The organism is Porticoccaceae bacterium LTM1 (assembly GCA_030252795.1).
Taxonomy (GTDB): domain Bacteria; phylum Pseudomonadota; class Gammaproteobacteria; order Pseudomonadales; family Porticoccaceae; genus SCSIO-12696.
In genome coordinates, this window is record CP127080.1 from 2,071,659 (window position 1) to 2,087,704 (window position 16,046).

At 49.8% G+C, this 16,046-nt stretch carries 16 protein-coding genes; 2 read left to right on the plus strand and 14 right to left on the minus strand.

The genetic code is table 11. From position 1 onward, the window contains the following. Window positions 1-109: 109 nt before the first annotated feature. The 8 genes from QP938_09100 to QP938_09135 all read right to left on the minus strand — a co-directional run bounded on the left by QP938_09100 (window position 110) and on the right by QP938_09135 (window position 9,706). Window positions 110-1,243, minus strand: coding sequence for a flagellin (locus QP938_09100; protein ID WIO73454.1), 1,134 nt, complete (start codon window positions 1,241-1,243; stop codon window positions 110-112). Between the two features lie 682 nt (window positions 1,244-1,925). Next, window positions 1,926-3,128, minus strand: a complete 1,203-nt coding sequence (flgL, locus tag QP938_09105) for a flagellar hook-associated protein FlgL (GenBank protein WIO73455.1) — start codon at window positions 3,126-3,128, stop codon at window positions 1,926-1,928. Between the two features lie 32 nt (window positions 3,129-3,160). Next, on the minus strand, window positions 3,161-5,089 hold the full coding sequence (gene flgK / locus QP938_09110) for a flagellar hook-associated protein FlgK (protein WIO73456.1): 1,929 nt from the start codon (window positions 5,087-5,089) through the stop codon (window positions 3,161-3,163). A gap of 19 nt (window positions 5,090-5,108) precedes the next feature. Continuing rightward, window positions 5,109-6,095, minus strand: coding sequence for a flagellar assembly peptidoglycan hydrolase FlgJ (gene flgJ / locus QP938_09115; protein WIO73457.1), 987 nt, complete (start codon window positions 6,093-6,095; stop codon window positions 5,109-5,111). Continuing rightward, window positions 6,095-7,207, minus strand: coding sequence for a flagellar basal body P-ring protein FlgI (locus tag QP938_09120; GenBank protein WIO73458.1), 1,113 nt, complete (start codon window positions 7,205-7,207; stop codon window positions 6,095-6,097). The genes flgJ and QP938_09120 overlap by 1 nt, the downstream gene beginning before the upstream one ends. A gap of 49 nt (window positions 7,208-7,256) precedes the next feature. Next, the gene (locus QP938_09125) at window positions 7,257-7,865 is read right to left on the minus strand and encodes a flagellar basal body L-ring protein FlgH (protein ID WIO73459.1); all 609 of its coding nucleotides are present in this window, start codon (window positions 7,863-7,865) and stop codon (window positions 7,257-7,259) included. Between the two features lie 316 nt (window positions 7,866-8,181). Continuing rightward, complete coding sequence (flgG, locus tag QP938_09130) at window positions 8,182-8,964, minus strand: flagellar basal-body rod protein FlgG (GenBank protein WIO73460.1); 783 nt, start codon at window positions 8,962-8,964, stop codon at window positions 8,182-8,184. Window positions 8,965-8,980: 16 nt separating this feature from the next. After that, window positions 8,981-9,706: a flagellar basal body rod protein FlgF gene (locus tag QP938_09135; protein WIO73461.1), complete on the minus strand. Its 726-nt coding sequence runs from the start codon at window positions 9,704-9,706 to the stop codon at window positions 8,981-8,983. A 299-nt stretch (window positions 9,707-10,005) separates the two neighbouring features. Here QP938_09135 and QP938_09140 point away from each other — a divergent pair, with 299 nt between their 5' ends. Both QP938_09140 and QP938_09145 read left to right on the plus strand, forming a co-directional pair. Further along, window positions 10,006-10,875, plus strand: coding sequence for an AraC family transcriptional regulator (locus QP938_09140; GenBank protein WIO73462.1), 870 nt, complete (start codon window positions 10,006-10,008; stop codon window positions 10,873-10,875). Between the two features lie 99 nt (window positions 10,876-10,974). Beyond that, window positions 10,975-11,343 carry a TonB-dependent receptor gene (locus tag QP938_09145; protein WIO73463.1) on the plus strand — a complete coding sequence of 123 codons (369 nt, stop codon included), beginning with the start codon at window positions 10,975-10,977 and terminating at the stop codon, window positions 11,341-11,343. Between the two features lie 85 nt (window positions 11,344-11,428). Here QP938_09145 and QP938_09150 read toward each other — a convergent pair whose 3' ends face one another. The 6 genes from QP938_09150 to QP938_09175 form a co-directional block, all read right to left on the minus strand. Beyond that, entirely contained in the window at window positions 11,429-12,214 is a 786-nt protein-coding gene (locus QP938_09150; protein ID WIO73464.1) for a methyltransferase domain-containing protein, read from the minus strand. Window positions 12,215-12,501: 287 nt separating this feature from the next. Further along, window positions 12,502-12,882 (minus strand): VOC family protein, encoded by a 381-nt coding sequence (locus QP938_09155; protein WIO73465.1) that lies wholly within the window; start codon window positions 12,880-12,882, stop codon window positions 12,502-12,504. A gap of 65 nt (window positions 12,883-12,947) precedes the next feature. Next, a complete protein-coding gene (locus QP938_09160) occupies window positions 12,948-13,406 on the minus strand; it encodes a demethoxyubiquinone hydroxylase family protein (GenBank protein WIO73466.1) in 459 nt (152 codons plus the stop codon). A gap of 93 nt (window positions 13,407-13,499) precedes the next feature. Next, complete coding sequence (locus tag QP938_09165; protein ID WIO73467.1) at window positions 13,500-13,883, minus strand: cupin domain-containing protein; 384 nt, start codon at window positions 13,881-13,883, stop codon at window positions 13,500-13,502. A 106-nt stretch (window positions 13,884-13,989) separates the two neighbouring features. Then, a complete protein-coding gene (locus tag QP938_09170; GenBank protein WIO73468.1) occupies window positions 13,990-14,922 on the minus strand; it encodes an RDD family protein in 933 nt (310 codons plus the stop codon). 153 nt (window positions 14,923-15,075) lie between these two features. Next, a complete protein-coding gene (locus QP938_09175; GenBank protein ID WIO73469.1) occupies window positions 15,076-15,663 on the minus strand; it encodes a DUF4304 domain-containing protein in 588 nt (195 codons plus the stop codon). Window positions 15,664-16,046: the final 383 nt, after the last annotated feature.

The following is a 16,046-nucleotide window of genomic DNA, read 5'->3' on the forward strand; positions in this document are numbered from 1 at the left end:
AGCTATTTTTTACGGCATCCAAAAAGAAAAAAGGATGGCAGAAGCCATCCTTTTTAATCTGCGATTGCTGTCTGTATAGCGACAACAATTACAGGAGGTGGGTATTCTATTAACGCAACAGACCCAACACGTTTTGCGGCAGCTGGTTAGCCTGACCCAGCATTGCAGTACCCGCTTGCTGCAGCACCTGTGCGCGAGACAACGAAGCAGATTCAGCAGCAAAGTCAGTATCCTGAATACGTGAACGAGCAGCAGACAGGTTTTCTGACGTAGTCTGGTTGTTGGCAATTACCGAATCAAAACGGCTCTGTACCGCACCCAACTCAGCGCGAGCGGTGTTTACCGATTCCAGCGCTTTGTCCATTTGGTTAATCGCCACATCGGCGCCAGCACTGGTACTGATGTCGAGGTTTTCAAAACCGGCTTGGGTAGTTGCAGCGTTAACACCTGCAGTCAAACCAGTGTTTGCAGCAGCGGCAGTACCGGTAAAACCAACAGTCACATCGCTGTTACTGGCGATAGTCAGGTCAGCACCATCAACTACGGCGTAAACACCAGTCTGGTCAGACACGGCGTTGATTGCGTCAGCAACATTAGCAGCCTGACCAGCAGCACTGCCACCGTCGGCAATTGCGCCGATGTTTACAGTGTTGATGGTCACGCTGTTGGTGGTACCGTCGAGAGCGGCGTTAGCACTAACGGTATTGGTTACTTCAACAGCAGTGGTTGAACCCAGTGCGTTAGTATTAGCGTCGGTGATGGAAGACACGGAAATGGTGTCACCCACGTTAGCACCTACCTGGAAGTCCTGGTTGGCAAAAGAACCGTCCAGCAGTTTTACACCGTTAAAAGAAGTAGTGTCGGCAATACGGTTAACTTCTGCTTTCAGCGCTTGCGCTTCGGTGTTCAGAGCGGCGCGGTCGGTTGCGCTGTTGGTTGCGTTGCGTGACTGCACTGCCAATTCACGAATACGCTGCAGGTTGTTACCGATTTCACCCAGCGCACCCTCGGCGGTTTGCGCTAGGGAGATACCGTCGTTGGCGTTACGGGTTGCCTGGTTCAAACCGCGAACCTGGGAGGTCATCCGCTCGGAAATCGCCAGACCGGCGGCGTCGTCTTTTGCGGAGTTAATACGCAGACCAGAAGACAGACGTTCCAGTGAAGTCATCTGCGACGACTGGGAGCTGTTCAGGTGGCGTTGCGTATTCAGTGACGCAATGTTGGTATTAATTACCTGTGGCATAACAAGTTCCTCTGTGGTTTCCCCACTTTTTTGTATTGGGGTTACACGTGGTTTTATGGTCGCCCGAAAACCTCACTGAAGGCTTCCGACACTCCGTTTAGCGACGAACCTTTGGGAACCTTTAGAAAAAAATTTTAGGAAATTTGATATTGGAGCTGAATTTAGCTAGGAGAAAACTGCGAAAATCTTTTTATTTCATGGGGTTGATCTGGGGATCAACTTTGGAGAAATTAATACGCAAAGTATCAGGGTGGCCTTTCAAAAGCCGAGCCTGCTTGCCCTAGTTGAATGCTTCCTGTTGTGACTAAGAAAGTGCCAAACTAGGCATGAGGAGAGAAATTTGGTTACTCCAAATGAACGACGAATAACGCAGGGTGGCGCTTTCTTAGGCTCAACCTTTATGGCTTTAGCAGGAGGTATTCAACTAGGGCAGGCAGGCTCCCATACATCCCTGTAGCTCTCTGGCGGCTTCCCTGCCGCCAGAGTTTTTGAAAGCTCCCCCTGACACTTTGCTCAGTTTGTGCCCATTCGATATCAGAGAATTTCTCGTAACTTGAAGATATGGATAGCGCCTAATACTCTGTGACCGTGGCCAGCATGGATGCTGGCCCCGAGTCCCCATGGATGGGTTCACGACGTGTCACAGAGTATTAGGCGCTCTCCATATCCCGCACCCCAATATTTACAACATCTGAAACAAAGAAAGTCTTTGCACCTGCACATAAGACTGCTGAGCCGCCTGCAACGCAACCTGCTGCAAATTCAAATCACTGATCGCCGTGGCCATATCCAGATCTTTCAGCGACGACTCCATATTCTGGAGCTGCAACTGGTAGTCCTCGTTGATATTGCGCTGGCTCTCGATATTGTTCAGGCGCACACCGATATTGGCTCGAACCTCCAACACCCGGTCAATCGTGGAGTCCAGTCCTTCCAGCCCTCGGTTGACAGTATTGTGAAAATGAGCCGTTTCACTTGCAGTTGAAGTCGGGTTTTCCAGAGCAGTGATAATGTTTTCCATTACCGTAAAGATATCGCGGTTACCTGAAGGGGCAACATCAATAGTGTCGCCATTGGCCGGTACACCAGTAAGATTAATTCTGGCACCGTTGAAAGAAATCCCGTCACCCTCAATAAAATTCCCGGAGGCCACCACACCGCTGGCAGCACCAACTACCTGATAGGTAATGGGATCTGATGGTGTCGCCTGGTTAAAGGCAACTGTGTACTGGTCATCCACAAACAAACCGTCCCGCGAAGTGGAACCAATTACCACGGTACCGCTGTTGGCGGGATTTACATCCGCTTTAAAAAAACCGTTACCTTCAGAAATTCGCATAAATACATCTGCGCCGGAGTCGCCCATCGGCACTTGGGTAGAAGGACCAATTTGTGCGTAACGCTGGCCTTGATCACCGCTGTAATTTGTTGAACCACCAGCCAGTGAAAATGGTGTATTGGTAACCTGATAACCGGCAAACAAATAGTCACCATTTACATCTCGGCTGTTAGCCAGAGCCAATACCTGTTTCTGGATTTGGCGTAATTCGGTAGCGATGCTGCCGCGCTGGTCAGCGGACAATACGTCGTTATTTGCCTGCACTACCAGCTCACGAAAGCGCTGCAATTCATTACCTACACCAGTTAAAGCGTCTTCTTCCGTTTGTAGCTGGGACTGGGCCAATTCACTGTTACGCTGGTACTGGGAAACCTTGGAAAGCTCTTCCGACATATCCAGCAATCGCACCGCACCACTGGGATCATCGGACGGGGTATTGATGCGCTGCCCGGTCGCGATCTGCAATTGGGTGCGGGTCAGTTTATTCTGCTGATCGATGATCGCATTAATACCCTGCTGGTAAATCTGTACAGTCGACAAACGCATGATTTTATTCTCAGTCTCTTAATCAATCGTGCCTAACGGCGCGTTGCCTGCAACAGCGACTGGAAGATGTTATCCGCCGCCGATATGATTTGTGCCACTGCCTGATAAGCCTGCTGATAGCGCATCAGGTTGGCCGCCTCTTCATCCAGGTTCACCCCGGAAATACCGCGTTGAGCTTCCACCGCATTGTTAAGTAAACCTTCCTCGGTGGTGAGATTTACTTTCGCCTGATTGGTGCGTACCCCTACTTTGGCGACGGTGCGACCATACATATCCCCAACAGAGGCACTGCCACCGTCCATAAACTTTGTCGTCTGCAATCCGGCTAACTTTAGGGCGTTGCTGTTATCGCCAATACCCCCATTGTTATTTGAAATAACAATGCGATCCCCTGCCGCAGGAACGCCAGAGACACTAAAAGTGGCATCGCCATAGCCGCTCAGGGTAAAACTTTTGCCGCCACTCTCGGAGGTCGGATCGTAGGCCAACGGGCCAGCCGGACCGCCGCTTACATCCCAGCCAGGCACACCTGCGCCAAAGGCATTGGGATTAAAAGTCAGGGTGATATCACCCGCCAGCGGCATGCCCGTCGAGCTCCCTACCGACAGGTCAGTAATTTGTGCATTGCCAGTATTGGAAAGGTCACTGCTGCCGCGCAATGGACCTGCGGCAGCAATTTGTTTAACGTCGTTCACCACCAGGTCGAAATCGCTGATCGCAGTACTGAGTGGCTGCAAATAAAAACGGTCACCGGTTGCCGGTATGCCAGTGCTGCTGATGGTAATACCGCCCAGGCTCTGCGGCAGGGTGGCAAAAGTTTGCACACTCTTATCTGAATGATTACGCAGCACCCATTGGCTACCGTCGTAATTCAAGGTGTAGTCGGCGGCGTCCAGCGAACTGGCATCATCAATGGTGATGGAAACATTGGCCGTACCACTGTTGTTCACACCATCCAGTACCTGTGGGCTGAGTGGTGCAAAAAATTCACCACCCACCTGACCGTTCAAATCAATACCCAACTGATGCTGGTTGTTAACAACTTCAGTCAAGCCATATACCAACCGACCCAGTTCATTGCGGGTCTGGTCGAGAATTTCGGTGCGAAAATTAATCAGTCCTTCCAGCTCGCCACCGCGAACCTGATCGGTAATCAGAATCGCGTTGTCAGTTAAACCGGCAAAGGCAATTTCCATTCGAGCGGGAATAAAACTGTTGGGTACCGCTTGCAGCATTTGCACCTGATTACCCACCACCAGCGGTTGGCCATTACCCACCAGCACGTTGATGGAACCGTCTTCCTGGGTAATGGTTTTTACACCGATTTTTTCCGACAGGTGATTCACCAGTACATCGCGCTGGTCGAGCAAATCATTGGGAGGGTTGCCGGGGTTGGACAGTGTCGCTACTGCAATTTCAGCGTTGAGATCGGCAATGCCCTGAGTAATTCCGTTAATCTCCTGCACTGCTGCCTGAATGCTGGTACTGGCAGATGACTCAAGTGCCTGCAAATTCTGATCCAGGTAGTGAACCCGATCCACCATGGTTTGCGATTCGCCAAGCAACACCTGCCGCGCAGGCAGCGAGGTGGGGTCGTTGGCAACACCTTGCAGGGCGTCAAAAAAATTCTGCATCGACGAGCTCAAACCGGACGTGTTATTACCCAGCAAACCATCGAGCTGGGCGGCCAGGTTGTGATAACTCTCCAGCGAGTTGTATGACGAATTGCGGTTGAGTACCTGCTCGGCGAGAAAGCCGTCGTACGACCGGCGAATGCTCTGCACTTCCATACCACTGCCGAGGTAACCAGACCCCAAATCCTGTGCATTGCGAGTAGCAAAAGTCACCGACTGACGGCTGTAACCCTCGGTGTTTACGTTGGAAATGTTGTGGCCGGTGGTCGAGATCGCCTGCTGAAGTGACAGCAACGCCGAGGTACCAATGCCAAAAATATCTGCCATAACGTTTGTCCGATACTCGTTACATCATTCGCGCGTAGGAACGCGCTTTCAGTTTTTCTACCTCTGCCCCAAACTCGTCACCGGCCATTACACGGCCGATTTTTTCCGCGTAGTTGGGGTCGGTGGCGTAACCGGCCTGTTGCAGTTGCTGTAAAAACTGTTCGCTGTTTCCGCGACTGTTCAGGGCCTGCTGGTAGCGCGGCTGGTCTTTCAAAAATGCCACGTAGTCGTCAAAGGCTCCGGCAAGTGAATCGTAAGAGCGGAAATTGGCACGCTCACGCTGGGCGATGCCGTCTCGGTATTCCAGTGTGGATACCTGAACCTTGTCGCCCTGCCAGTTGCCCTGTGCCTTAATTCCAAACAGGTTAAAGCTGGCCGCGCCATCGGTTCCGCGAATCATTCGCTGCCCCCAACCGCTTTCCAGTGCCGCTTGGGCAACCAGTGTTTCAGCGGGAACGCCCAGTTGCAGGCCGGCCTTTTGCGCGTGCGGCCACAGCTCACGAATAAATTCTTTTTGATTGGCGGGTAAGAACTCTTTTTGTTCAGTCACTTCAAAAGAAAAATCAGCGGCCGCCACAGGTTTTGCCGTACGGTCAGGCTCGGCCATGCTCAATACTTTGCTACGTGCCGCTTTCAGCCAGTCATGTTCCAGGGATTTCAGCTCGCCGCCCTGAACCGGTTCCGGTCCGCGCAGCTGGCGTTCGATTATTGGCGCCAAACCAATACCACCCTGCTGTGACAGGTGCAGGGACATCTGTTGGTCAAACATGCCCTGATGGAATTTCATCTCTTCACTGTTGAACAGACCGCCATCGCCAGTAGCTTCGCTGGCCTCGCGCATGGATTTCATCACCATCTGCACAAACAATGATTCAAACTGCTGCGCCACTTCAGACAGGGCCGCATCGGTATTGTTGTCGGCCTTACTGCGCAGCTTGGCGAGGCTGCCGAAATCGGAGAACAGCGCGCCGTCGGTAACGGAAGTAGTTGAGTGACCCAGATTCATCAGATCACCACCAGTTCGCCGCGCAGTGCGCCAGCTTGTTTAAGCGCTTCCAGAATTGCCATCAGGTCGCCGGGAGCTGCACCAACGCGGTTAATGGCACTCACCAATTCGTCGAGAGTCACGCCGGGTTTGATGGTAAACATGCGCGCTTCTTCCTGCTGAATATCAATATCGGAATCGGAAAACGCTACAGTCTCTCCACGGCGAGCAAACGGCTCCGGCTGACTCACATCCGGGGTTTCCGACACGCTGACGGTCAGGCTGCCGTGGGCAACCGCTGCCGGCAGAATATGAACCTCACTGCCAATCACAATGGTGCCGGTGCGGGCATTTACCACTACGCGTGCAGCAGCATTGCCCGGTTCAAAATTGAGGTTTTCCAGCTCGGAAACAAATGCCACTTTCTGGGCCAGATCCACCGGAGTGCGCACCTTAATGGAACCGCCATCAATGGGGCTGGCAACTCCGGGGCCAAACATTCCGTTCACAGTTTCTGCCAAACGGCGCGCGGTGGTGAAATCCGGCTGGTGCAGGTTGAGCACCAGCTCATTGCCGCTGGTGAACGGGCTCGGCACGCTGCGCTCAACGGTAGCACCGTTGGGAATGCGACCGGCACTGGAGATATTCACGCTCACCTGGGAACCGTCGGCGCCTTCAGCACCAAAGCCACTCACTACCAGGCTGCCCTGTGCCATCGCATACACTTGGCCGTTGGCACCTTTCAGGGGAGTCATCAGCAGGCTGCCGCCGCGCAGGCTTTTGGCGTTACCGATGGAAGAAACAGTTACATCAATATTCTGACCGGGACGGGCAAAAGCCGGCAGGTCGGCGTGAACCATAACGGCGGCAACATTTTTCAGCTGCGGAGTTACACCGGGCGGAATTACCACGCCCAACTGGGCCAGCATGTTCTTAAAGCTCTGTACGGTGAACTGGGTCTGGGTGGTCTGGTCGCCGGTGCCGTCGAGACCAACTACCAGGCCGTAACCGATCAACTGGTTGTTACGCACCCCTTCGATACCGGCAATATCCTTGATGCGTTCGGCAGCGGCAGACTGGGCAAGCAGCCAGCCGGCAAGCAACATCATCAATGGTCGTTTCCAGTTGTTCATCGCAATCTCTTCCGTCGTACTTTTTAGTCGTACTGTCAGCCCGCGGGGATCAGAATGGCCACAGAGGGCCAAGGAAGAACCGCGCCAGCCAACCCATTCGGTTGGTGTCCGCCATCTGGCCTTTGCCGCTATAACTGATGCGGGCGTTTGCCACCTGGGTGGACAGCACAGTGTTGCTGGCGTTGACATCAACCGGCCGGACCATGCCCTTCAGGCGAATAAATTCCTGCCCCTGATTGATCTCGATCCACTTCTCGCCTTCAATCACTAAGTTTCCATTAGGCAAAACCTGTGCCACTGTTACCGTGATACTGCCAGAGAGCTTGTTAGACTGGTTGCTGGTACCGGCGCCACTAAAGTCGTGCTGGGAATCCAGATCCACACCGAGGTTGTAATTGCTGCTGCCAAAACCCGGCACATTGCCAAGCACAGTCGGATTGGTAAGTGTTGTGCTGGAAGTGCGATCCAGACTGGTGCTGGTGCTCTTTTCCGCGTCAGTCTGCTCGCTCAGCAACACCGTGATGGTGTCCCCTACCCGGCGCGCCTTGATGTCCTGAAACATCGCCAATTCATACCCCGCCTGGAAGATTGCACCGTTGGTTTCAGTGGGTGCCAGATAGGCGTCGGAGAGCGCCTGATCAAAATACGGATCGGACATTTGCTGTCCCTGACCGGCGCAGGCGGTTAGCAGGAGGACGGATAAAGCGGCAAGGGCTTTCCCTGTGGTGGCAAAGATTGGTCGCACGTCGCACGTCGCACGTCGCACGCTAAAACCAAGCAGCTCGCAATATTTACGGATGTAATCTGCTAATTCAGAGCGCCAAACGCAATATAGGCTTTTCTTTAGTGCTGTAGTTAAAACGGCTGTTAGCGTGCGACGTGCGACGTGCGACGTGCGACCAACCAAACCTTCCGACTCCAAATCCCTACCAGCAACCACACAATTGAAAAAAAGCATCACCGTCTCCCCTTCATCACAACTGCTGCGTCAGGTTCTGCAGCATCTGGTCCGCTGTCGAAATTGCTTTGGAATTCATCTCGTAGGCGCGCTGGGTTTCGATCATGCTTACCAGCTCTTCCACCACGTTGACGTTAGAACCTTCCAAAAAACCCTGCGCCAGGGTGCCCATACCGTTAGCGCCGGGGTTACCGACCTGTGGGGTGCCACTGGAGATGGATTCCACGTACAGGTTCTGGCCCATCGGCTGCAGGCCGGCGGGGTTTACGAAGTCCGCCAGGGTCAGGGTGCCGATTTGGGTGGACTGGTTGTCTTCGGTCACTACCGACACAGTCCCATCTGCACCAACGGTGACGGATTTGGAATTGGCCGGAACAATCAGGGTCGGCTGCAAGCCAAAACCGCTGGCGGTTACAATTTGCCCGGAAGCATCCATTTGCAGGGAGCCGTCGCGGGTGTAGGCCAACGTGCCGTCAGGCATGGTCACCTGCAAAAAACCGCGCCCTTCAATGGCAATATCCAGCGGCTTTTGGGTCTGGGTCAGGTTGCCCTGGGCAAACATTTTTTCGGTCGCCACTACCCGTACACCGGTGCCGAGCATCAAGCCGGAAGGCAGTACAGTCTCCTGCGAGGTCTGCGCGCCTACCTGACGCAGGTTCTGGTAAAGCATCTCTTCAAATACCGCACGGCTGCGCTTGTATGCGGTGGTGCCGGCATTGGCGAGGTTGTTGGAGATCGCCGCCATTTTGGTCTGCTGGGCATCGAGGCCGGTTTTGGAAATCCACAGTGCCTGGTTCATGGGTTAATCTCCGAAATTAAGCAATTTTCATCAGCGAGCTGGCGGCTTTGTCGTTGTCCGACGCCATTCGCATTAATTTGGTTTGACTTTCAAAGCCGCGCGACATTTCGATCATCTTGATCATCGACTCCACCGGGTTCACGTTGCTGGATTCCAGCGCACCGGCGATCACGCGAATACTTGGATCGTTAGTCATCTGGCCATCTTCCATCACACGGATTACACCATCCGAGCCTTTGCGCAACTGACTTCCGTCCACCTGCACCAGTCGCAGACGATCTACAACAGTGCTGGAGTCTTGCCCTTGGGGAACAATGGAAATTGCACCGTCGTTGGTAATCTCAACACTGGAATACGGAGGAAGCGCAATCGGGCCGTTCTGGCCCATCACTGGCTCGCCGGCACCATTGGTCAACAGGCCAAACGGGTCTACACGCAGGTCTCCTCGACGCGTAACGCCCTCGTCACCTTCCGGAGTTTGTATCACCAGCCAGCCGTCGCCATTGACAGCGATATCCAGATCACCGTTGGTGGTTTCAATGCGGCCAGGACGAATATCAACGCCCGCCGGTTCCAGTCGGGTATAGGTACGGCTGTCGCCACTGGAGCGCACCTGAGTCATGGCGATCAGGTCGGCACGAAAACCGGGCGTTGACGCATTGGCCAGGTTATTGGCGTTGATCACCTGAGACTCCATTGAGCCTCCTGCACCACTCATTGATACGTAAACCAGACGATCCATTGAACTGTCCTGTTAGCTTGTGTTTGCATTCCAGCGAGTAGTTGCAAAGGCTGTGCCAACAACGGTTGGGGAAACAACAAACAGAACATAACTTATTGATTAAAAAGACTTTATTGAACAGCAAAAAACAAAAAAGGGCTTTTGTTTACAGCTTGGCGGCAGCACCATTGCCGCCTTGATGCAAAGCCTTGCCGGTCGATAAACTCGTTTTTGAAAAGGCAAATTCAGCAATTTCAGTCAGACTGAAGCGATATTTTTTATGCATGATGACTTTGCACCTGAAACAAGAAGGACAGGACATGAAGGACAAGCCAGCAAATCCCTATGATGAGCGTATATCGCGAGTCTGCGAATATATCAGCCAGAACCTCAATGAAACTCTGACACTTGAGGTAATGAGTAATGTAGCCGCATTTTCGAAATATCATTTTCATAGGGTATTTACGGCTTATGTCGGGATGAGTGTTACGAAATTCATTCAGCTGGCAAGGTTGAAAAGAGCATCGTTTCGACTGGCTTTTGAGCAAAATCAAAACATTATTGATATTGCACTGGAAGCAGGCTTTGAAAGCCCTGAAGCTTTTGCGCGGGCATTCAGGCGCACCTTCGACCAATCCCCTTCCCAGTTCAGGGCTGAACCGAATTGGCCGCAATGGCATTCCCGGTTTGATTCCCAGATTCAACCTTATGGAGAAAAGAAAATGGAAGTGAATATCGTAAATTTTGAGGCAACAAAGATTGCGCTTTTAGAGCACCTTGGGCCACCAGAAAAGACAATGGAAACTGCCGGTAAATTTATCGAGTGGCGAAAAGAAACCGGATTATCACCGGTAAAAACAAGCAGGACGTTTGGCATCCCCTACAGCGACCCCAATACAACCGACCCGGAGAAATTTCGCTGGGACATATGTGGCTCTATCGAGGGAGATGTGCCGTCCAATAAATATGGCGTGAAATCAGGCGTTATCCCCGGTGGCCGCTGTGCTGTTGTTCGACACCACGGCAGCTATGACAACCTGAGTGACAGTATCTACCACGTATACCGCGAGTGGCTGCCCGAAAATGGAGAAGAAATAAGGGACTTTCCCTGCTTCTTTCACTACCTGAACTTTATCCACGAAGTGGATGAATGTGACTTGCTCACCGATATATACGTACCAATAAAATAACGGTTTACCGATGATCTATACTTGCTCTTTGCCAGCCCCTGATCAGGCTCGGCAAAGAGCTATTTACAACCAAAGCCATTTACAACCAGAGTAATAACAATGGATAAAAAGTTTGTATTAACTGCTTTCGGTTACGCAATTCTCGGTCTGGTGCTCGGTATCTACATGGCAGCTTCCCACAACCACGGCCAAATGGTCACCCACGCCCATATCATGCTGCTGGGCTTTGTAGTCTCGTTTATCTACGCGGTGTGCCACAAGCTCTGGCTCAACAACTGCACCTCCACCCTGTCGAAAGTACAGTACTGGCTGCATCAGCTGGCTACCGCCATATTGGTGATCGGGCTATTTCTGCTATACGGGCAGATTATTGCCATAGAAACTATGGATCCGATTCTGGCGATCGCATCCATAACGGCTTTTATCGCGCTGGTTTTGATGAAGGTGTTGTTGGTAAAGCGGAGTTAGTTAACAAGAATTATCGGAGCGACCGCACTGCTATAAAAAGTAGTTTGGTCGCTGATGTATACCGGCTAAATCTATCAATAGCTGCTTATACCTTTCTCCCCCACACGGCAAACGACATATCGCCTATAAACACTGAACCATCTGACAACTCCCTATTAAGCCTGGCTTCTAGTGTTTGAACATCAACCTCTTCATAGCTTGCAACATTCTGATCGACGATTCTGTGTAATATTGCCCGAACTACTGTAGCTAATGGGGCTTCCGACTGCGGCCCTTGTACATTGGCCTCAGCCTTGACCCCATCTACTACAACTCCAAGCTGCTTAAGCAAGGATGGCAGTGCAAACCCCATATTAAGATTTGCTCCCTCCATATCAAGTGTGTCCCAAATCCACTTATTTACTTGTTCATGCAGAGGGTGTGGCAACACCTGAATTGGCGAAACCATTGAATCGACCTCCTGAAATGCGACGATTCCACTGTTTTTAAGGTGACCTAATACGTTTCTCAACATATCACCAGGATTTGACAGGTACATCAGAACTCGCCTGCCGACAATAGCATCAAACATTCCGATATCCGGTAGTGGACCGGAGAGATCAACGCTCAAAAAGTTCACATTGGACAGGTTTTGACTTGCCAGACGGTGCTTTGCCATCTCAAGAATATTGCGATTACGATCTATACCTACGACCTCTCCCCACGGGCCAACAGCTTTCGCCAAAATAGATGATAAGTCCCCCTTTCCGCACCCCAAGTCCAGGACACGCATCCCCTCTGAAATTCCTGCATTCTTAATAAGACGGTTAGTTAAATAATTTTCATCTTCGATCATCTGTCCATACCTGTTCTTAAATACTTGAACTTTCATATGGAAACACCAGGTTCCACTTAGTTAAGAACACCCATATGGGACAATCCCCTACTTGCGAAAGTAAAGAATCAAGAAATTCATCTATTTAAGATGATTTGCACTGGTAGGAAAATTGAATTTGGTATTCCGTTTCCAAACTCTGACTAAAAGACTGGTAAGTTCTGTGACCTTAAAGAATACCTTCCCCAACAAGTCATCCTGAGCGCAGCGAAGGGTCTTTATATTGAAGTCCAGGTTAGATATCCTTCACTGTTATTGCCTGTTTCTGAGGGCGCAACCTATATTTAGCCGTAGCAGAAAACATCAAGCTTATTGCCGTCCAAATCACGAAAGTAACCGGCATAAAATCCTTCCCCGCCTTCATCCCGCAGACCAGGCTTACCTTCATCTGTACCTCCCAGCTCCAGTGCCTTCTTGTGAACCCTGTCCACCGTCTCGCGGGAATCTACAGCTATACCTGCCATCACACCGTTTCCGACGGTAGCTGGCTGACCATCATAGGGTTTGAATATGCAAAGCATCGGCTGTTCCATACTGGCTGCCCAACAATAACCGCGACCACCGAACTCCATCTGCCTCACAACTCCCATCTCGGAGAGCAACGTATCGTAGAATGCTTTGGCACGCTCAAGATCATTGGTGCCGAGTGTTATGTAGCCAATCATTGCAGCCTCCTACACTACAGTTTTGTACTTAACCATATCGCCAACTCTGTCGACTGACGAACGATTCAAAATATTGGCTTATAAATAGCAAATTTAACACCATTGTTCTGCCCAAACTCCTGGTGTTTTTCCTCATCAACCTTGATGCTCAGTACCGCGTCGTGTACTTCAGCATCATTCTCAGCCAGAAAACCAAGCTGCCAGTCCAAATGATGTAGAACTGTTGTTTCAATCGAGTCTGTACATACCCAAATAGCGTTGCGACCAATCAATGCTGTAAGAACCCCTAGAGCGGCCCCTCCAAACGCCCAAAAGTACAACGCATAACAATGCCTTATATTACGGCGTTTGAGAATTCCATCAAAAATCCTAAAATGCTCTTTTTCGTGTTCAAGCATCTCCTCAAGCTTCGCTGCAATGTCAGGATAAAACACTCGAGATACGGCGAGTTGAGCTCGATAAATATTGATAGCTCCAAACTCTCCTGCGTGATCCACCCTGATGATTCGCTCAACTTCTTCCATTCAAGACTCAATTACGAGGTCAATTCACCTGGCCAATCGTCGCCATTCATTATTATTCAATAGATTCTCCAAGGGTTCTGCCCTTGTCAGATCTCACTCCACATTAATACGCTCTGGTTTGCCGTGTTCGTGAACCCTGAAAATCAGCAGGCTCACCCCTTCAGACCCGGTGATAGCGGTGTGAACTTGCTTGTACGGTATTTGGGCAACCTCCCCTTCCTTAAAAACAATTTCAGGCTTACCTTCTTGCCAGAGTGTCACAATTCCACTGATCACATAGGCAAACTCCTCTCCAGGGTGCCAATGCTTAGGGAGTGATGTGTTTGGTGGAACTTCCACCTTACTTACGATCACTTCCGTGCCTTCCACGCTTTCCAGCTTGGTTTTTAGCAGGTTTTCTAACTTAAGATCCGCCCCCCAGGATATTAACGGTGAGGCTCCAAAGATAATCATTAGGGCAAAGAGTGTATTTTTCATATTCTTACTCGCTTGTATTGTGACATTTGACCTTCAAGGTAATGGCGTCGAAAACTTCTGTTACTCGTGTTTTCGAGAGAAACTCCAACCTCATCTACAATGCACCTTAAAGATCTCTCGGGTTGAAATTATAGGAAAAGTTAGACCACTTGGAGGCAATACCTATATCAAAACCATAGGTCAATACAATATGTACTGCATCTTTCTGACGAGCTTCAGGATAATTGGTAATTATTAACGTAGCCAGCCGGCGAGCCAGTTCAGAATCTCTAATATCATTGGCCTTCAGGTACACCTGACCGCTTACATATGTCGCCGTTCTAGTTCCTTCGCTCGACATAAAAGTTGACGATCCAGAAAATATACCTGCCCTATCAACTTCTGGATCTTCCAAGAGTGATGAATGGGCTGCCATCATTCCCTTGAATGGCTCACTTTCAGCCAACTGAGTGGTGAAAAACGGAGCGATACCTGCCACCAGAAACAGCACTGAAACCATAATGGAATGCAACCCCCAAACTTTTCCAGGTTTCAGCTGCTCTGAGTTTATATTCACTACATAGGTACCAACTACCAGATCATGCAATGATTGACGGGTTTTTCTATTGAATACATACAAATAGAATATTGAAAAAAGACCACCAAATATAATCAACGAAATTGGATACTTAAGAAATGAAAACATTACCTCATTGGAGAAATGAGCACCATTCAAAAAGAACGGAAGCGCCAAAATCACATAACGCAGAACAGATTTCTCAAGGCTTATCAGCGAGTTACTGGAATCTACCACTCTAATCTTTAAAGCCTTTTTGCCTATCGTTTGACCTCCCGCAATGGAGCTATTCATAACACCAAAGTAAATAAGCGCCATAGAAAAACCAAAAAGACGCCCCCACGCTCCAATCTGAACAAAAAACTCCTCAAAAAACAGCCCCAGAACCAAACCAACCAACCCCACAAGCAGGCCATCTATCACTAACCCACCTACTCTTCTCCAAAAACCAGTTATCCACTTACTCTCTAATTCTTTTATCATTATGCTTTTCTCACTGGCCCTATAGATCTCAATCTGACAAACCAAAAAAGTACAAACCCCTAAAAAAATAAACCTAACAACTAAACAACAAATCCAGCCCATCTCAGGCAAATGAAAAAAGAGCCCAATTTATTTTCACTTACAATCCTCTCCTTATAAATCAATATGATTTAAAGCAGCAATTCTCTTTGCAATTGGTGCAGAGGGATTATTACCGCTCACTATCTCTGCAAGCATTTGTCTTGCCCTACTCTTTTCACCGAGGCAAATGGCTGCAGCCACATCTACGAATGGAGCCTGGAAGGCAAACTCTCTTCTAGCCAACTCAATGGTTGAATGCGACTTCAACCATGGCAAACCCAACTTCTGTACAAAAAAAGAGAGATCCTCACCAATAGTTTCAACAGGCTCATCCACATTGGTCTCCCACCAAAAATCTTTCCCACCAGGCATTAAATAACCTATCCGTTTCCTGAGTGAACAGTCAGATTCTTTTGGTACTCCAGATATAGAATAACGACCAAGCACTGCGTGGATTTCAGGAAAGAAGACCCCTAGATTAACGGTAAAATTCCCGCCGTAATTATCATTAAATGAGCTAGCTTGAACATTAAGCACTAGCGTTGATGCATCCAACCTCAAGTGGAAGTTTCTTCCGTTTTTATTGAAACCCTCACTCTTCATTAACCCTTTCAATTTCTGATCAATAATTAGATCTATGTGCTTTGCTATTCGAGACACTTTCAGGCTCCAATTGTATAAAAGGCAATGGCACCACAGGATTCAGCCTGTCCTTGTTTGTCAGTATGACTCTGACCGTAAGCCCCTACTTAGCAGTGGACCTACAAAGCCCCAGCTTGAAAAATGTAATTTCCTGCTACAACAGAGATGACGAACACAAACCAACCAATGAGCTTAAGCCGTTCTGAATTCAAAGGCTCCTTGATTGCTTTACCACCCAAAAAATACAGTATTAAGCCACAGCCAACAGAGAATAAGTTTATGAAACACCAGCCCTCAAGCGACAAAAACTCAGGCCTATAACCAAACAGTGTTACCACACACCAAGCCAGACCACTTAAGACCGAAAGCCCACCAATGTATTTAAGCATTTAACCTCAAAT